Origin of the sequence: Microbacterium testaceum, assembly GCF_020781835.1 — a bacterium.
Lineage (GTDB): Bacteria > Actinomycetota > Actinomycetes > Actinomycetales > Microbacteriaceae > Microbacterium > Microbacterium testaceum_H.
Map to the genome: position 1 here is coordinate 379479 of NZ_JAJGNJ010000001.1, position 18253 is coordinate 397731.

Sequence of the window (18253 nt, forward strand, 5' to 3'; positions counted from 1 at the left end):
CGTTGACATGATTCGTATAGACGTAGTTTCTCTGCCATGGCATACCTGATCGCTCTCGCAGTACTCGCCCTGACCGGGATCGTCGCCTCCGTGTGGCTGATCCGCACCGACGGCTACCGTCGCGTGCCCACCGATCCGCGCCGGCTCCCCGGTGGAACGGACCTCACCGCGCCGACCGACGACGCGGCGCCCGCGATCTCACCGGCCGAAGCGACGGCCCGCGTCGCGCCCCTGTCCTCGCTCCGTCGCACTCAGCGCGGCGCGGCGCGGGCGTAGACCTCGAGCATCGCCGCCGTGCGCGACGACTGCCGGAACCGCTCCCCGATCGTCTTGTCGACGGCGACCGGGGAGCCGGCGGCGATATCGGCGGACGCGCGGCGCAGAGCGTCGGCGAGCGCGGGGACGGTGGCATCCGCGACCCCCCAGCTCCCCCCGCCGAGTTCGGCGGCGATGTCGGGATCGCTGACGATGGCCGGAGTTCCGAGCGATGCGGCCTCGAACACCGTCATCCCCTGCGTCTCGAAGCCGATCGAGGTCTGCACGACGGCGTCCGCCTCGGCGAGTCGCGCGAGCGTCTGGACGTACGGCATCCGTCCCGCGAAGCGAATGGATGCCACCGGCCGCGCGCGCTCCACGAAACGACGTGCCGCGCGCAGCTGCGCTCCACCGCCGATGATCTCGACCTCGGCGTCGACGCCGGACATGGCCACCGCCTCGAGGAACGGCAGCAGACGCTTCTCGGGACTCATCCGACCGATCCAGACCAAGCGCGGACGGCCGTCACGCCGTTCGGCGACACCGGCGGCGAGGGCCGTGTCGAGGATGTCGTCGTCGATGCCGTTCCACACCACGTCGACTCCCCCGCCCGCCGGAACCGCCCCGTGGTCCTCGAGGCGCCGAGCGAAATGCCCCGAGGGAGCGGTGACGGCGGTCGACAGCCGCGCGAGTCGCCGCAGGTAGGCCCACCCGTCGGAGCCGTCGCCGCGCCCGCGGCCGCGAAGCGCTGCGCGCAGCGTACGCCGCGCCCACGCGTTCAGCACCCGCAGCACCAGCCGGGGGAACGGCGCCGTCGCCTCGATCCCGACGTCGACGCGGTTGTGCATCGTGTGCACGACCGGCAGCCCGTGGCGCGCGGCGTAGCGGTGGCCGATCAACGCCCCCCAGAAGTCGGCCTGTACGTGCACGACGTCGACCGGCGGTCGGGCCGCCATCGCGGCATCCACGGAACGGTCGGTGCGAACACCGGGCCAGGTCAGGGCGTACTCCCGGTCGGGGGTGACCGGGATCGACGGCAGGTCGATGTACGCGGGGTCGGTGGGGGCGGGGCGGTGCATCCGTGGGGCGACGATCGTCACGGTATGGCCGGCACGCTCGAGGAAGCGCCGCTGCAGTCGCATCGACACCTGTGCGCCGCCCAGCGACTCGACGTGCTGGTCGGCGAACATCACCACGTGCACGCGGTCACTCCGGAAGCGGACGTCCGCGGTACAGCGCCTCGAAGGTGTCGAGCGTGCGACCGATGTCGTGCACCTTCACCCCGTCGAGGGAGGCCCGCTGCATGCGGCGGCGTGTCTCCGGGTCGGCGGTGAGGACGTCGGTCAGCCGCGCGGCGAGCTCGTCGACGTTCCCGGGCTCGAACAGGTAGCCGTTCTCGCCGTCGTGGACGAGATGGGGCAGAGCGACGGCGTTCGCGGCGACGACCGGGAGACCGGATGCCATCGCTTCCATCGTCGCGATGGACTGCAGTTCGGCGATCGAAGCGATGGCGAAGACGCTGGCGCGCGTATACAGGGCGCGCAGCTCCTCCTCGGAGGCGTGCCCGTGGAACGTGACGCGGCCGGCGACGCCCAGCTGCTCGGCGAGCTGCTCGAGGTTGCGCCGCTGGTCTCCGCCGCCGACGACGTCGAAGGTCGCGTTCAACCCGGGTGCGAGCTGCGCGAGCGCGCGCAGGATGACGTCGATGCCCTTCTCGGTCGTCAGGCGCCCCACGAACAGGATGCGGTTCGCGTCACGCGGCTCGAGGTCGGCGGTGTAGTTGGTGCGGTCGATACCGCACGAGATCGGGATGACACCGTGGATGTCGATCGTCGACTCGAGGAAGTCGGCCGCGCGACGGGTGGGAGTGGTGACCGCGCGTGTGAGGGCGAACGTGCGCTTCGCGTCGGCCCAGGCGAGCTTGACGAGGACGCGGTCGAGGAAATCGGGGAGGGTCGTGAAATCCAGGATGTTCTCGGCCATCACGTGGTTGGTCGCGATGACAGGGATGCCGCGCTTGCGGGCCTCGCGTGCGAGACCGCGACCGATGACGATATGCGACTGGATGTGCACGACGTCGGGTTTCACCTCGTCGAGCACCCGCCGGGCGTAGTGCTTGGACCGCCACGGCAGGACGAAGGTGAGCCAGTCGTGCGGGAGGAAGCGGTAGGCCGGGAGGCGGTGCATCGTCATCGACTCCCCCTCGATGACCTCGGTGAACGTACCGGCATTGCCGTGCCCGACGCTCGGCGCCATCACATGGACGTCATGGCCGCGAGCGACGAGTCCCGCGGCGAGACGCTCGGCGAAGCGAGCGGCACCGTTGACGTGCGGAAGGAAGGTGTCGGCTCCGATGAGGACCGTGAGCGGGCGGTCGGCGGGAGACGAAGCGGCGGGCGTCGCAGGAGTGGTCACGGGTGGTGAGGCCTATCTGTGCGGCGGAACGGGTCGCACGGTGCGGTGCATGCGCTCGTCAACTGTACCCGAGGGGTTTTTCCCGGCCCCGGACGCCGCGGCGACCGTCCCGAACGCCCTCCCCGGTGCGACGACTCAGTTGTGCGCGACCGGCGGCTCCGCCTCGGCCTCGACCACGGCGTCGTCGGCCGCCGCGCTTTCGAACTGCGACTGGTAAAGGCGCCAGTACGCGCCGTGCGCGGCGATCAGCTCGTCGTGCGAACCCTGCTCGACGATGTCGCCGTGCTCCATCACCAGGATGAGGTCGGCATCGCGGATGGTGGAGAGCCGGTGCGCGATCACGAACGACGTGCGCCCGTGGCGGAGGGCGGCCATCGCCTGCTGCAGCAGCAGTTCGGTGCGGGTGTCCACGGACGAGGTCGCCTCGTCGAGAATCAGCACCGATGGTCGCGCGACGAAGGCGCGGGCGATCGTGATGAGCTGCTTCTCACCCGCTGAGACGTTCGCGGCATCCTCGTCGAGCACGGTGTCGTAGCCGTCGGGCAACGAGTGCACGAACTGATCGACCCGGGTGGCCACGGCGGCCTCGACGATCTCCTCGTCGGTCGCCGATTCCCGCCCGTAACGGATGTTGTCGCGGATGGTGCCCGCGAACAGCCATGGGTCCTGCAGGACCATGCCGGTGCGCGAACGTACGTCGTCGCGGCGCAGCTCGGCGATGTCCTGCCCGTCGAGGAGGATGCGTCCGCCGTCGAGCTCGTAGAACCGCATGATGAGGTTCACGAGCGTCGTCTTGCCGGCACCGGTCGGACCCACGATCGCGACCGTCTGCCCCGGCTCGACGCGGAACGACAGGTCGCGGATGAGCGGCCGCTCGGGCGTGTACGAGAATCGCACCGACTCGAACTCGATGACGCCGCGACCCTCGACGTGGGCCGGGGCGTCGTCGGCATCCGGGCCCTGCTCGTCGGCGTCGAGGAGCGCGAACACGCGCTCGGCCGATGCCGTTCCGGACTGGACCACCGCGGCCATGCCGCCGAGCTGCGACAGCGGCTGTGTGAACTGCTGCGAGTACTGGATGAACGCCTGCACGTCACCGAGGCGAATCTGCCCGCCCGCGACCATGAGCCCGCCGAGCACCGCGATGCCGACGTAGGTGAGGTTCCCGACGAACATCATCCCGGGCATGATCATCCCGGACAGGAACTGCGCCCGGAAGCTGGCCTCGAACAGCTCGTCGTTCTCGACCTCGAACTTCTCGCGCGCGTCCTTCTCACGGCCGTAAACCTTGACCAGGGCGTGGCCCGAGAACGACTCCTCGACCCGGGCGTTGAGGCGGCCGACCTTCTTCCACTGCTCACCGAAGGCCTTCTGCGACTTCGGGCCGATGACACCGAAGATCACCGCCATGAGCGGGAGGGACACCAGTGCCACGAGCGCCAGTTGCCACGAGATGCTGAACATCATGATGAGCACGCCGACCACCGTCAGCACCGAGGTGAGCGCGCTCGAGAGCGACTGCTGCATCGTTTGCGTGATGTTGTCGATGTCGTTGGTGACGCGGGAGATCAGTTCGCCACGCTGCACTCGGTCGAAGTACGCCAGCGGCAGACGGTTGATCTTGGCCTCGACGTCTTCACGGAGGCGCCACATGGTGCGCACCATGATCACGTTGATGACGTATCCCTGGATCCACGACAGCAGCGACGAGCCGACGTAGATCGCGAGCACGGTCACGATGACGACGCGGAGGGCGTCGAAGTCGACGCCGGCGCCCACCTGGAAGTCGTCCATCGCCGAGACGATGTTGGCGATGTCGCCCTGGCCCGCCGAGCGGAGAGCCTCGACGACCGTCTCCTTCGGCGTGCCCTCGGCGAACCCCTGGGCCAGCGACTTCGATACGACGCCCTCGAAGATGATGTTCGTCGCGTCGCCGAGGACGCGCGGAGCGAGCACCGCGAGCACCACGCCGATCGTGCCGAGCAGGGAGACGAATGCGAAGGCCCAGGCGTGGGGCCGCAGCAGGCCGATGAGCCGGCGGAAGCTGGGACCGAACGCCGCCGCCTTGCCCGGGGCGACGCTGTTCCAGTCGCCAGAGTTCTGGCGGGCTTGCTCGGCGAGCTCGAGCTCGGCGCGGTCTTCCTCGGTGAGGGCATCGGGAGTGCTCATGCTTCCACCCCCAGCTGCGACTCGACGATCTCGCGGTACGTGACGCTGGACTGCAGGAGCTCGTCGTGCGTCCCGAGCCCGACCATGCGGCCGTCTTCCAGCACGACGATGCGGTCTGCTCCGGTGATCGTCGAGACGCGTTGCGCCACGACGATCTTCGTCACGTCGGGAAGCTCGTCCCACAGCGCTCTGCGCAATCGCGCGTCGGTGCTGAGGTCGAGCGCCGAGAACGAGTCGTCGAAGACGAGGATCCGCGGGCGATGCACGATCGCACGGGCGATGGCGAGACGCTGACGCTGCCCGCCCGAGACGTTGGTGCCGCCCTGCGCGATGCGCGCCTCGAGCCCGCCCTCCATCTCTTGGACGAAGTCACGGCCTTGTGCGATCTCGAGCGCGCGCCACAGCTCATCGTCAGTGGCGTCCTCACGTCCGAAGCGGAGGTTCGAGGCCACCGTGCCGCTGAAGAGGAAGGGGCGCTGCGGGACGAGTCCGATACCCCGCCACAGCTCGTCGAGATCCGCCTCGCGCACGTCGACACCGCCGACGCGCACGGCACCGCCGGTGACGTCGAACAGGCGCGGGATCAGCGAGACCAGCGTGGTCTTGCCCGAGCCCGTCGACCCGACGATGGCCACGGTCTCGCCGGGGGATGCCGTGAAGCTGATCCCCGAGACCACCGGCGCCTCGGCCCCGGGGTATGCGAAGGCGACGTCGTCGAAGACGACCTCTCCGGGAGCCGGGAACGCGGTGACGGGCTGCTCCGGCCGGACGAGCGTCGACCGGCTGTCGAGCACTTCGCCGATGCGCTCGGCCGACACGGCGGCGCGCGGGATCATCACCGTCATGAAGCTCGCCATGAGCACACCGCCGAGGATCTGCGCGACGTACTGGATGAAGGCGAACAGCGTGCCGATCTCGACGCCGCCGGCGTCGACCTGGATGCCGCCGAACCAGATGACGCCCACGACCGTGACGTTGAGCACGAGCATCGCGAGCGGGAACAGCAGGACGAAGAGCGATCCCACTTTGCGCCCGACGACGAGGATGTCGGTATTCGCGCCACGGAAGCGCTCCTCTTCGATGCGCTCCCGCACGAACGCCCGGACGACGCGCACGCCCGTCAACTGCTCGCGCATGATCCGGTTCACCGCGTCGAGCTTCGTCTGGTAGCTGCGGAACAGCGGAACCATGCGGGCGATGACGAGCGCGACCAACACGAGCAGCACGGGGACGGCCACACCGATCAGCCAGCTCAGTCCCACGTCTTGCTGCAGCGCCATGACGATGCCCCCGATGGCCAGGAGCGGCGCGCTGACCAGCATGGTCGCGCCCATCATCGCCAGCATCTGCACCTGCTGGACGTCGTTGGTGTTGCGCGTGATGAGCGAGCCCGCGCCGAACTGCGAGAGCTCACGCTCGGAGAAGCCGCTGACGCGCTCGAAGACATCGCGGCGGATGTCACGACCGGCCGCCATCGCGGCGCGCGCGGCGAAGTACGTGGCGATCACGGAGGCCGTGATCTGCCCGAGCGAGATGACGAGCATGATCGCCCCGCGCGACCAGATGTAGCCGGTGTCGCCCCGCGCGACGCCGAGGTTGATGATGTCGGCGTTCAGACGCGGGAGGTACAGCGTCGCGACGGCGGACGCGGCCTGGAAGACGAGGATGGCGACCAAGAGCCAGCGGTACCGCGAGAGGTAGCGGATCAGGAGCTTTCCGAGCACGGCGTTCTCCGGGTGATTCGGTCGCGGTCACCGTGACCGCACGTACAGCCTCGCACGGACCTCCGACATCCGCGTGTCCCGCGGGCGCAGCCAGGTGCACCCTGGCCGTAGCCCGCCCGGTACGCGGGAGAGCGCACCACCCGCGCCTTTCAGCCCGCGCCTGTCACGTGCGCGTGCGGGTCGCCGTCGAGGCGATCGCGTTCGATCCCTCGCCCCCCGGCCGCCGGTGCCGTCGTGCACCCTCGCGGCGACGAGGCCCTGCAGTCACGGCATCCGGGCTCGTAGGCTGGGACCATGCCTCAACTCCAGGCCGACGCCCCCGCCGATCTCTGGGTGCCCGTGACGGGTTCCCTCGGCTGGCGCGGCCGGCGTCACCGCAAGGCCGCCATCCGGATGCTGCTGACGCAGGCGAATCGCGCGGTGGGCGCGACCGAGCGCCCCGGCAGCGGACTCTTCGCCTGGGTGGCGAGCCAGGCCGCCCCGCTGCTCATGCGGCGCGCCGCGGGACGCGTGCTCGTGTGGGTGTGGAGAACCGACCCCGACCTGCTGGTCGTGATGGCGCAGCTGCAGGAGGCGACGCCGCAGCTGCGCGCCGCGCGCGCGATGATGCCGATGGAGTACGACGACACCGAGGCGTTCCGCAACCCGCACCTCGGTGTCGGCGAGAAGCTCGCGATGCCGCTCCCCGCGGATGCGCGGACACCGCCGTTCGCGACCTATACGTGGGACACGGGGGCGCATTTCGTCACCGTCACCGCCGTGTGCGCCGACCGCGAGCGCTTCGGCACGGTGATCGGGGCCGTCGACGATCTCGCCCGCACCTTGCGCGTCGTCGACGACCTGCGCGTCGGCGAGGCCGCGACGGTCCTGCGGCTCGATCCGGCCTGACGGCATCCACGTCGACTGACGCAGCGCAAATCCCGGAGCTAGCGCCGCAGGCCGCGCAACCTCAGCAATCCGCACAACCTCAGCCCCGCGGCACCCACGTCGACTGACGCAGCGAAAATCCCCGAGCCAGCGCCTTAGGCCGCGCACCCTCCGCAGGCCGCACAACCTCAGCAATCCGCACGACCTCAGCCCCACGGCATCCACTCCGACTGACGCAGCGAAAATCCCCGAGCCAGCGCCGTAGGCGGCACAACCTCAGCAATCCGCACAACCTCAGCCCCACGGCATCCACGTCGACTGACGCAGCGCAAATCCCGGAGCCGGCGCCGCGACGCGACGCGGAAACGGGTCAGTCTTCGTGGTCGAATGCGCCGTGCGGACGCCATAGGACCACGTCGGTGGCGCGACGCACGCGCGCTCCGTGGCGGAGCGTCACGACCGAGCCGGTCGCGCCGGCGGCGAACACGCGCGCTCCCGGACGCGACTGACGCTCCGCGACGAGCTGACGCTCGAGGTCGCTGACACGCCGAGCGAGCTCATGGACCTGTTCCTCGAGGGCGAGGAGCCTCGCGATCGCGGGCAGGCTCATCCCCTCGCTCGACAGGCGCGCGACCTCGCGCAGCTGCTGCACGTGGCGGCTGGAGTATCGTCGCGAACCGCCCTGCGTTCGTGCGGGGACGACCAGACCGATCCGGTCGTACTGCCGCAGCGTCTGCGGGTGCATGTTCGACAGTTCGGCGGCGACGGCGATCGCGAAGATCGGTGCGTCCTCGTCGATTTCCTTGTCGGACACGGCCTCTCCTTTCGCGTCGATCGCCGGCTCCTGGCATCCGATTGTCCCGGATGCCAGGAGTTCGGCGTTACTGCCGCGCCTTGGCCAGGAGATCGGCGCGGGGATTTTCCTTCGGTTCGAGTGCGTGGAAGCGCTCGAGAGCCTCGCGGGCCTCGTCGTCGAGGTGGTCGGGAACGGCCACCTGCACCTCGGCGAGGAGATCCCCCGTGCCCTTCGAGGAATGGATGCCACGCCCCTTGACCCGCAGCACCCGACCCGACGGCGTTCCCGGCGCGACGCGCAGCCGCACCGTTTCACCGCCGAGAGTCGGAACCTCGATGGTGGCGCCGAGGGCCGCCTCGGTGAAGGTCACGGGGACCGTCAGCCGCAGGTTGAGCCCGTCGCGGGAGAACACCGGGTGGGGCCGCACCGCGACCGTCACGACGATGTCGCCGCTCTCGCCGCCGTCCGGGGACGGGCGGCCGCGACCACGCAGCCGGATCTTCTGGCCATCCGCGACACCCGCCGGGATCTTGACCTTGAACGGTGCGCCGTCTTCGCCCTGCAGCGTGATGGTCTCGCCCTTGGCAGCGGTGACGAAGTCCAAGGTCGTCCGCGCCGTCACGTCGGCACCGCGCTGCGGGCCTCCGAATCCGCGGTATCCACCGGAGGGCTGACCGAAGCGACCCGATCCGAAGCTCGAACCCTGCTGGTCGAACATCGAGAAGAAGTCGTCGAATCCGCCCGGCATCGGACCCGTGGATCCGCCGCGCTGCTGACCGAAGCGGCTGAAGACGTCTTCGAAGCCGCCCCCGTTCGCTCCTCCGGCCGAGAAGCGCGCCCCCGAGCCCATGGCCCGGATCTGGTCGTACTCCTCGCGCTGCTCGGGATCGCTCAGCACGGCATACGCCTCGCTGATCTCCTTGAACTTCGCTTCGGCCTTCGCGTCACCCGGGTTCGAGTCGGGGTGGTACTGGCGCGCGAGCTTGCGATACGTCTTCTTCAGATCGGCAGCGCTCACGCCCTTGTCGACACCGAGGACCTTGTAGAAGTCCTTGTCGAACCAGTCCTGACTCGCCATGCGTCCTCCTACTCGGCCGGCACGGCGACGACGACCTTGGCCGGTCGCAGCTCGACGGAGCCGAGGCGGTAGCCCACCTCGACGACCTCGAGCACCGTGGCCTGGGTCACGCCCGGGGTGGGCGCCTGGAAGATCGCCTCGTGCTGCTGCGGGTCGAAGGGCTCGCCGGCCGTGCCGTACGAGACCACTCCGAGACGCTCGGCCACGGCGCGCACCTTCTCGCCGATCGCCGCGAACGGCGTGCCCTCGACGAGGTCGCCGTGCTTCTCGGCGCGGTCGAGATCGTCCATGACGGGCAGCAGGCCCTTGACCGCCTCGCCCTTGGCTCGCTCGATCTCGCGCTCGCGCTGCTCCTCGGTACGCCGACGGTAGTTGGCGTACTCGGCCTGAAGCCGCTTGAGGTCGATCAGCAGCGAGGCCTCCTTGTCGGAGGCTCCCTCCGCGGCCGCCTCGGGGGTCTGCTCGGCGCCGAGGATGTCCTCGATCGTCAGGCCCTCGGCATCCGGGGCCTGCTCGCCCGACGGCGCGGGGCCGGAGGTGTTCTCCTCCGGCCCCGTCGTCTCGTCAGGACCGGCGCCCGAGCCCTGGGGCTGTTCGTCGTCCTTGTGTGCCATCAGTTCTGTCGCTTACTTCTTGTCGTCGTTGTCGTCGTCGACCACTTCGGCGTCGATGACGTCTTCCTCGGGGTTCGGCGTCTCACCGTTGCCGGGCTGACCGACGTTGGGGTCGGCCGGCTCGCCGGCGGCCTGCGACGAGGCGTAGATGGCCTCGCCGAGCTTGCCCTGGCTCGCGTTGAGCTTGTCGAACGCGGTCTTGACCGCGTCGTCGTCGTCACCGGCGAGCGCCGTCTTGAGGGCGTCGACGTCGGCCTGCACGTCGTTCTTGACCTCTTCGGGCAGCTTGTCCTCGTTGTCCTTGATCAGCTTCTCGATCGAGTACGACAGGGTCTCGGCCTGGTTGCGGGTCTCGGCGGACTCGCGACGCTTCTTGTCTTCCGCCGCGTTCTCCTCGGCCTCGCGCACCATGCGCTCGATGTCCTCCTTGGGCAGCGACGAGCCGCCCGTGATGGTCATCGACTGCTCCTTGCCGGTGCCCTTGTCCTTCGCGGACACGTGCACGATGCCGTTGGCGTCGATGTCGAAGGTGACCTCGACCTGCGGGATGCCACGGGGAGCCGGCGCGATGCCGGTGAGCTCGAAGGTGCCCAGCGGCTTGTTGTCGCGGGTGAACTCGCGCTCGCCCTGGAAGACCTGGATCGCGACCGACGGCTGGTTGTCGTCGGCGGTGGTGAAGGTCTCGCTGCGCTTGGTCGGGATCGCGGTGTTGCGCTCGATGAGCTTGGTCATGATGCCACCCTTGGTCTCGATGCCGAGGCTCAGGGGGGTGACGTCGATGAGCAGCACGTCCTTGCGCTCACCCTTGAGGACACCGGCCTGGAGCGCTGCGCCCACGGCCACGACCTCGTCAGGGTTGACGCCCTTGTTCGCGTCGCGCCCGGTCTCCTTCTTCACCAGCTCGGCGACCGCGGGCATGCGGGTCGAGCCACCGACGAGCACCACGTGGGCGATGTCGTCGACCTTGACGCCGGCCTCGCGGATGACGTCCGAGAAGGGCTTGCGGGTGCGGTCGAGGAGGTCCTTCGTCAGGTCCTCGAACTTGGCGCGGCTGAGCGTCTCGGACAGCGACACGGGGCCGGAGTCGGTGAGCGACAGGTACGGCAGGTTGATGGAGGTCGACGTCGAGCTCGACAGCTCCTTCTTGGCCTGCTCCGCGGCCTCCTTGAGGCGCTGCAGGGCGATCTTGTCGCCCGAGACGTCGACGCCCGTGGTGTCCTTGAACTGCTTGATGAGGTAGTCGACGACGCGCTGGTCCCAGTCGTCTCCACCGAGACGGTTGTCACCGGCGGTGGCTCGCACCTGGATGGTCGAGAAGTCGTCGTCCTTGCCCACCTCGAGCAGGGAGACGTCGAACGTTCCCCCACCGAGGTCGAAGACGAGGATGAGCTCGTCCTCCTTGCCCTTGTCGAGGCCGTACGCGAGAGCCGCCGCGGTGGGCTCGTTGATGATGCGCAGGACGTTCAGGCCCGCGATCTCACCGGCCTCCTTCGTCGCCTGACGCTCGGCGTCGTTGAAGTAGGCGGGCACCGTGATGACGGCATCCGTCACGCTGTCGCCCAGGTACTCCTCGGCGTCGCGCTTGAGCTTCTGGAGGATGCGCGCGGAGATCTCCTGCGGCGTCCACTTCTTGCCGTCGACGTCGAACGTCCAGGTCGTGCCCATGTGGCGCTTGACGGACGAGACGGTGCGATCGACGTTGGTGACAGCCTGGCGCTTGGCGGTCTCGCCGACGAGCACCTCGCCATCCTTGGTGAAGGCGACGACCGAGGGGGTCGTGCGGAAGCCTTCGGCGTTGGCGATGACCTTGGGCTCGCCACCCTCGAGCACGCTCACGACGGAGTTGGTCGTCCCGAGGTCGATTCCCACTGCACGTGGCATATGTGTCTCCTTGATCATGAGCCGGGCGGATGCCACGACTCGGGGTTGTGCGAAGTCTGCTGCGCGGGTTGAGCCGCGATGACTCAAGGCTAGCGCAGCCCCCCTCCGGCGTCAAGCAGACTTGATATGAATCGGCTCAACTTCTGGCTGGCATGCCTGCGTGGCGGCGCCCATCCGCTGCACTGCGCCGCTACGTGCGCTCGATCGAGCCCCCTCGTCCCACTTATGGCTCGATCGAGCCTCCCTCGTCCCACTTATGGCTCGACCGAGCCTCCCTCGTCCCACTTATGGCAGACCATGTCCCACTTTGTGTCGCTGGGGAGCGCTCCAGACCGCAAAAAGTGGGACATGGTCGGGCGGCGGCGCGGCACAGGGCAGCGGCGCAGGGCAGCGCGGCACAGGGCAGCGGCGGAGCGGCGGCTCAGCGGCACAGGGCAGCGGCGGCGCGGCGGCGCAGCGGCACAGGGCAGCGGCGGAGCGGCGGCGCAGCGGCACAGGGCAGCGGCGGAGCGGCGCAGGGCAGCGGCGGCGCGGCGCGGCGCGCGGCGCGGGGTCAGCCGCGATCGCGATCGCGGCGCTGCGGCCGGTCGCTGCGCTTCGCGGAGCGGCCGCCCTGATCGAGGCGCAGGTCGATGAGAACGCCCGAGATGCGCGTGTCGGTCAGGCGGTCGAGCGTGTCGCGCGACAGGTCGGCGGGGAGCTCGACGAGCGAGAAGTCCTGGCGGATCTGGATCGCTCCGAAGTCGTTGCGGCGCAGGCCCCCCTCGTTCGCGAGCGCGCCGACGATCTGGCGCGGCTCCACCCGCTGCCGACGTCCGACGGCGATGCGGTACGTCGCGAACCGACCGTCGCGCTCGCGACGGGGGCCGCCGTCGCGCCCGCCCTCTCGCGGTGCGCGGTCGCGGTCCCGGTCCCGGTCCCGGTCACGGTCGCGGTCCCGGTCACGGTCACGGTCGAAGCGGGGCTGCGCGATCGTCTCCTCCTCGAGGAGCAGCGGGGTGTCGCCCTGCGCCACCACCGCGAGCGCCGCGGCGACGTCGGCTTCGGGCACGTCGTGGTGCGCGACATAGTGCGCGACGACGTCGCGGAACGTCGCGATCGCGGCGGTGTCCTCGAGCGCGGCGGTGATCGCATCGTCGAAGCGGGTGAGGCGCGTGGCGTTGACGTCGTCGACGCTCGGCAGCGACATCTCGGTGAGCGGCTGGCGCGTCGCCTTCTCGATGGCGGTGAGCATGCGACGCTCGCGCGGGGTCACGAAGCTGATGGCATCCCCGGTCCGGCCCGCGCGGCCCGTGCGGCCGATGCGGTGCACGTACGACTCGGTGTCGATCGGCAGGTCGTAGTTGACGACGTGGCTGATCCGCTCGACGTCGAGGCCGCGAGCGGCGACGTCGGTCGCGACGAGGATGTCGAGCTTGCCCGACTTGAGCTGGTTGACGGTGCGCTCGCGCTGCACCTGGGCGACGTCGCCGTTGATCGCGGCGGCGGTGTAGCCGCGGGCGCGCAGCTTCTCGGCGACCGTCTCGGTCTCGTTCTTCGTGCGGGTGAAGACGATCATGCCCTCGAAGTTCTCGACCTCGAGGATGCGGGTGAGGGCGTCGATCTTCTGCTGGTACGACACCACCAGGTAGCGCTGCGTGATGCTCGCCGAGGTCGTGGTCTTGGTCTTGACCGTGATCTCTTCGGGGTCGTTGAGGTACTGCGCCGAGATGCGGCGGATCTGCGCGGGCATGGTGGCCGAGAACAGCGCCACCTGCTTGTCGGACGGGGTGTCGGCGAGGATCGTCTCGACGTCTTCGGCGAAGCCCATCTTGAGCATCTCGTCAGCCTCGTCGAGCACGAGGTACTTCAGCTCACTGAGGTCGAGCGTGCCCTTGTCGAGGTGTTCCATGATGCGGCCGGGCGTGCCGACCACGATGTCGACACCGCGACGCAGCGCCGACAGCTGCTGGCCGTAGCCCTGGCCGCCGTAGACGGGGAGCACCGAGACACCCTTGATGTGCGCGGCGTACTTCTCGAACGCCTCGCACACCTGGAGCGCGAGCTCGCGGGTCGGGGCGAGCACGAGCGCCTGCGGGTTCTTGTGGCCGGTCTCCATCTGCGACAGCACGGGCAGCGCGAACGCGGCGGTCTTGCCGGTGCCCGTCTGGGCGAGGCCCACGACGTCGCGCCCCTGCAGGAGCACGGGGATGGTCGCGGCCTGGATGGCCGACGGGGTCTCGTAACCGACGTCTTTGAGGGCCTTGAGCACGGCGGCATCCAGACCCAGATCGGCGAACGTGAGCTGCTCGGGGGCGGTGTCCGCCTCTGCGGAGGGGACGGGGGATTCGGATGCCATGACTCCACGGTAGTCCGCCACCCCGGGAAACCCCCGTTCGGGACCGTGCGAGGGTCTAGCCTGAGCGGACGCGCCGACGGCGGCGCACCCGCGCCGGACGTCTCCGCGCGTTCACCGAAGGGTCCTAGCGTGAGCGACATGTCCACTCCCGGCGCCGTGCCCGCGGCATCCACCCCTTCCACCGACGGCCGCCGCCCGGTCTTGGCCTGGGCCCTGTGGGACTGGGGGTCGGCGGCGTTCAACGCGGTCGTGACGACCTTCGTGTTCAGCACCTACCTCTCGAGCACGCTTTTCGTCGACCCGGCGATCGTCGCCGCGGCCGGTGATGACGACACCAACCCGGCGCTCGTGCGGGCGCTCGCCGACAACGCGAGCCTGGTGGGTACGGCGCTCATGATCGCCGGCATCGCCGTGGCGCTGCTCGCTCCCGTCCTCGGCCAGCGCAGCGACGGCACGGGACGCCGCAAGCTGTGGCTGGGCGTGAACACCGGCGTGGTCGTCGTCGCGATGGCCGCGATGGTCTTCGTCGAGGGGACGCCCGCATACCTCGTCCTCGGCGCGACGCTGCTGGCGGTGGGGAACGTCTTCTTCGAGTTCGCCAGCGTCAATTACTACGCGATGCTGTCGCAGGTCTCCACGCGCGAGAACATCGGCCGCGTCTCGGGCTTCGGCTGGGGCATGGGATACGTCGGCGGCATCGTGCTCCTGCTCGTGCTGCTCGTGCTGTTCATCCAGGGCTTCGGCGACCCGGATGCCGCGGGCCTGCTCGCCGTGTCGAAAGACGGCGGTCTCAACGTGCGGCTGGCGGTGTTGGCATCCGCGGTCTGGTTCGCCGTGTTCGCCATCCCGGTGCTCGTGCGGGTGCCCGAGATCCCGGTGCAGAGCCGTACGGTTCGCGTGGGTTTCTTCCGGTCGTACGCGGTGCTGTGGAACACGTTGCGGTCGCTTTGGCGCGACAGCCGCCCGGTGCTGCTGTTCCTCGTCGCCAGCGCGGTCTTCCGCGACGGTCTCGCCGGCGTCTTCACGTTCGGTGCGATCATCGCGGCGCAGGTGTTCGGGTTCTCCTCGACCGAGGTGCTGTACTTCGCGGTCGCTGCGAACGTCGTCGCGGGCATCAGCACGATGTTCGCCGGGCGCCTCGACGACCGTTTCGGCCCCAAGCGCGTCATCGTGTTCTCGCTTTCGGGCCTGATCGTGCTGGGCACCGTGGTCCTCTTCATCGGGACGTCGCAGCCGGCGTTCTGGGTCGCAGGGCTGGGGCTCGGCCTGTTCGTGGGTCCCGTGCAGTCGGCCAGCCGCACGTACCTCTCCCGGGCGACGCCCGAGGGTCGCGAGGGCGAGATGTTCGGCCTCTACGCGACAACGGGCCGCGCCGTGTCGTTCCTGGCCCCGGGCCTGTTCGCACTGTTCGTCGGACTCACGGGCGATACGCGTCTCGGCATCCTCGGCATCGTGCTGATCCTCGCCGTGGGCCTCGCGCTCATGATCCCCGTGCAGAACCGCCCGGCCGCGATCCGCTGACGCAGGCGGCGGGCGAGGCCGGGCTCCGGGCGGGGCCGGGCTCCGGGCGGGGCCGGACTCCGGGCGGGCCGGGCTCCGGAGTCTCCGGCCGATTTCTGCCCTCGACCCGCGATCCGGCCTCCGACCGGCACCCATTCTCCGGAGTGCGGCACGCGTCCTCTTCAGGCACGCGGCCCGGATGCCGCGGGTCAGTCCTGCGGCCAGGCGTCGGCGAACTTGGCCAGGAGGCGTGCGAAGTCGGCGCGCTCGGCGTCGGTGAAGGATGCCAGCGCGGAGCGCACGGCATCCCGTCTCCGGCCGCGGAAGCTCGAGACGAGGCGCTCGCCTTCGGCGGTGAGGCGCACGCGCAGGCGTCGGGCATCGTCGGGATCGGGCTCGCGTTCCACGAGCCGCATCTGCACGCCCTGCTGAACGAGGCGTGAGGCGCGGGGCTGATCGACGCCGACGGCGTCGGCGATCTCGCTCACCGACAGGGGGCCGGATGCCGCGAGCAAGGCGTCCAGCATGCGCAGGCGCGCGACTCCGGCGAACCTCCCCTGCCCAGGCTCGGCCCACGGCGGTCCGCCGGGGAACGCGTGCGGACCGTGCCCGCGATGGTCGTGCGGATGGTGGCCACCGAAACCTCCACCGAACGGCGGACGCGGCCGACGCCCGCGGAGCTTGGCGAGGGCGGCGGCGATCTCGTCGGCGGGGTCGGCGGTCATGCATCGACTTTACATGTCGATTGACAAGCATTCGGAATACATGTCACAGTACATTCGTTGTCACATGACATGTACCGGCGGACCTTCCGCCCACAAAAGGAACTCCCATGACCACCTCCACACCTCTGGATCCCCGCAGCCTCGCCCACCGCCTCACCACGGTCGGACACGCGCTGCACCACCGCCTGTTCGCGCAGCTGCGCGACAGCGACCTCCACCCCAAGACCGTCCTGCTGCTCCGCGCGATCGACGGCCGGATCGACGCTCCGTGGATCGCCGATCGCCTCGCCCGCGGCGGCAAGCGCCTCACCTCCCTCGCCGAGCGAGGGTGGATCGAGCGCACCGACGGCGGCTGGGCGCTGACCGACGAGGGTCGCGCCATCCTCGACCGCGTGGATGCCGACCGCTCGGCGATCCTCGCCGACGTTCCGGCCGAAGAGCTCGAGCGGCTCGTCGCCGCACTCGACGTCGTGTCGGCTGCCCTCGGCGTCGATGACGCCGACGCGGCCCCGTTCGTGCCGTTCGGGCGCGGGCGCGGCTTCGGTCCCGCCGGACGCAGCTTCGGTCCCGGCTTCGGCGGGCACGGGTTCGGTCCTGGCCCCGTCGGCTTCGGCTCCGGTGCCCGCAGCTTCGGCCCGGGCTGGCGCCACGACGCCGAGCACCACGGCCGGCGCGGCGCCGACGGGCACGGCGACGGCGAGCAGCCCGACCCGCGCGACCGCGCGGGTCACGGCCGCGGGTGCGACCCTCGCCGCGGTGGACACGGACACCACCGCGGTCACGACCGCCGGGCGGCGCAGCGCGCCTACGAACGCGGCTTCGACGCCGGGTTCAGCCGCGGCCGCGGGTCGTCGGCATCCGGTGAGTCCACGGCATCCGAGTGATCACCGATAAACGCTCTCCCCGACGAGAAACGCGTGGTCAGCGTGTTTCTCGTCGCGGGAAGCGTTTATGCCGAGATGCGAGAACGGCCCAGCGGCTCAGCCCCCGGTGGAGCCGGCGTCGCTCGTGCCGACGTCGGTGCGGTGGAAATTGAGCGCCGAGCGCGACGCGGTGGGGCCGCGCTGTCCCTGGTACCGGTTGCCGTAGGGCCCCGAGCCGTACGGGTTCTCGGCGGGCGAGGTGAGGCGGAAGTAGCAGACCTGCCCGATCTTCATGCCCGGCCACAGCTTGATCGGCAGCGTCGCGACATTGGACAGCTCGAGCGTGACGTGTCCGGAGAAGCCCGGGTCGATGAAGCCCGCGGTCGAGTGGGTCAGCAGCCCCAGTCGCCCGAGCGATGACTTGCCCTCGAGCCGCGCGGCGACGTCGTCGGGCAGGGTCACGCGCTCGAACGTCGAGCCCAGCGCGAACTCGCCCGGGTGCAGGATGAACGGTTCGTCCGGTTCGACCTCGATCAGGCGCGTGAGCTCGGGCTGATCCTCGGCGGGGTCGATGAACGGGTACTTGTGGTTGTCGAACAGCCGGAAGTAGCGGTCGAGGCGCACATCGACGCTCGAGGGCTGCACCATCGCCGGATCGAAGGGGTCGAGCCCCAGGCGCCCTTCGGCGAGTTCGGTGCGGATGTCGCGATCGGAGAGCAGCACGCGCCCAGCCTAGGGCGTGCCGCGCTTCGGCCGGCTGCGGCCGCATCGCCGAACGGACACGTTTCGCCCGAACGCACACGTTCCGGCCGCGTGGAACGTATGCTCTCGACCGGAACGTGTGCGTTCGACGGGAAACACGGAACCCGGATGCCACGCGAGACGCTGTTATGCTGACGGAAGTGCCGTACGGCGCTCGGGGCTGTAGTTCAATGGCAGAACTTCTGCTTCCCAAGCAGACAGCGCGGGTTCGATTCCCGTCAGCCCCTCCCCTGCCCTCGCGGGCGGCCGTCGGCCGCGCGGGAGGG

General features: G+C 69.8%; 15 protein-coding genes and 1 tRNA gene. 5 read left to right on the forward strand and 11 right to left on the reverse strand.

All coding sequences use genetic code 11. From position 1 onward, the window contains the following. The first annotated feature begins 36 nt into the window (after positions 1-36). Positions 37-276, forward strand: a complete 240-nt coding sequence (locus LL239_RS01820) for a hypothetical protein (protein WP_228161726.1) — start codon at positions 37-39, stop codon at positions 274-276. Here LL239_RS01820 and LL239_RS01825 read toward each other — a convergent pair. The 4 genes from LL239_RS01825 to LL239_RS01840 all read right to left on the reverse strand — a co-directional run bounded on the left by LL239_RS01825 (position 252) and on the right by LL239_RS01840 (position 6563). Beyond that, complete coding sequence (locus tag LL239_RS01825; protein ID WP_228161727.1) at positions 252-1457, reverse strand: glycosyltransferase; 1206 nt, start codon at positions 1455-1457, stop codon at positions 252-254. The two genes, LL239_RS01820 and LL239_RS01825, sit on opposite strands and share 25 nt — an antisense overlap. 4 nt (positions 1458-1461) lie before the next feature. Further along, entirely contained in the window at positions 1462-2670 is a 1209-nt protein-coding gene (locus LL239_RS01830; RefSeq protein ID WP_228161728.1) for a glycosyltransferase, read from the reverse strand. A 135-nt stretch (positions 2671-2805) separates the two neighbouring features. Then, complete coding sequence (locus tag LL239_RS01835; RefSeq protein ID WP_228161729.1) at positions 2806-4839, reverse strand: ABC transporter ATP-binding protein; 2034 nt, start codon at positions 4837-4839, stop codon at positions 2806-2808. Then, the gene (locus LL239_RS01840) at positions 4836-6563 is read right to left on the reverse strand and encodes an ABC transporter ATP-binding protein (RefSeq protein WP_228161730.1); all 1728 of its coding nucleotides are present in this window, start codon (positions 6561-6563) and stop codon (positions 4836-4838) included. The genes LL239_RS01835 and LL239_RS01840 overlap by 4 nt, the downstream gene beginning before the upstream one ends. Before the next feature lie 294 nt (positions 6564-6857). Between LL239_RS01840 and LL239_RS01845 the strand changes: the two genes are divergently transcribed. Continuing rightward, positions 6858-7451, forward strand: a complete 594-nt coding sequence (locus tag LL239_RS01845) for a hypothetical protein (RefSeq protein WP_228161731.1) — start codon at positions 6858-6860, stop codon at positions 7449-7451. A gap of 349 nt (positions 7452-7800) precedes the next feature. Here LL239_RS01845 and LL239_RS01850 read toward each other — a convergent pair whose 3' ends face one another. The 5 genes from LL239_RS01850 to LL239_RS01870 form a co-directional block, all read right to left on the reverse strand. Then, positions 7801-8244: a heat shock protein transcriptional repressor HspR gene (locus LL239_RS01850; protein ID WP_228161732.1), complete on the reverse strand. Its 444-nt coding sequence runs from the start codon at positions 8242-8244 to the stop codon at positions 7801-7803. 67 nt (positions 8245-8311) lie between these two features. Then, positions 8312-9304, reverse strand: coding sequence for a DnaJ C-terminal domain-containing protein (locus tag LL239_RS01855; protein ID WP_228161733.1), 993 nt, complete (start codon positions 9302-9304; stop codon positions 8312-8314). 8 nt (positions 9305-9312) lie between these two features. Further along, entirely contained in the window at positions 9313-9918 is a 606-nt protein-coding gene (gene grpE, locus LL239_RS01860) for a nucleotide exchange factor GrpE (RefSeq protein ID WP_228161734.1), read from the reverse strand. Positions 9919-9930: 12 nt separating this feature from the next. Continuing rightward, positions 9931-11799 carry a molecular chaperone DnaK gene (gene dnaK, locus LL239_RS01865; RefSeq protein ID WP_228161735.1) on the reverse strand — a complete coding sequence of 623 codons (1869 nt, stop codon included), beginning with the start codon at positions 11797-11799 and terminating at the stop codon, positions 9931-9933. A 553-nt stretch (positions 11800-12352) separates the two neighbouring features. Next, positions 12353-14137, reverse strand: coding sequence for a DEAD/DEAH box helicase (locus LL239_RS01870; RefSeq protein ID WP_228161736.1), 1785 nt, complete (start codon positions 14135-14137; stop codon positions 12353-12355). A 138-nt stretch (positions 14138-14275) separates the two neighbouring features. Here LL239_RS01870 and LL239_RS01875 point away from each other — a divergent pair, with 138 nt between their 5' ends. Beyond that, positions 14276-15658, forward strand: coding sequence for an MFS transporter (locus LL239_RS01875; protein ID WP_228161737.1), 1383 nt, complete (start codon positions 14276-14278; stop codon positions 15656-15658). A 188-nt stretch (positions 15659-15846) separates the two neighbouring features. Here LL239_RS01875 and LL239_RS01880 read toward each other — a convergent pair whose 3' ends face one another. After that, on the reverse strand, positions 15847-16362 hold the full coding sequence (locus LL239_RS01880) for a MarR family winged helix-turn-helix transcriptional regulator (RefSeq protein ID WP_228161738.1): 516 nt from the start codon (positions 16360-16362) through the stop codon (positions 15847-15849). A 107-nt stretch (positions 16363-16469) separates the two neighbouring features. Here LL239_RS01880 and LL239_RS01885 point away from each other — a divergent pair, with 107 nt between their 5' ends. Next, a complete protein-coding gene (locus LL239_RS01885; protein WP_228161739.1) occupies positions 16470-17246 on the forward strand; it encodes a MarR family winged helix-turn-helix transcriptional regulator in 777 nt (258 codons plus the stop codon). Positions 17247-17342: 96 nt separating this feature from the next. On the opposite strand, the gene dcd is transcribed toward LL239_RS01885, so the two are convergent. Continuing rightward, positions 17343-17948 carry a dCTP deaminase gene (dcd, locus tag LL239_RS01890; RefSeq protein ID WP_228161740.1) on the reverse strand — a complete coding sequence of 202 codons (606 nt, stop codon included), beginning with the start codon at positions 17946-17948 and terminating at the stop codon, positions 17343-17345. A 195-nt stretch (positions 17949-18143) separates the two neighbouring features. On the opposite strand from dcd, the gene LL239_RS01895 reads away from it, so the two are divergent. Further along, positions 18144-18214 (forward strand) — tRNA-Gly (locus LL239_RS01895). The last annotated feature ends 39 nt before the right edge of the window (positions 18215-18253 follow it).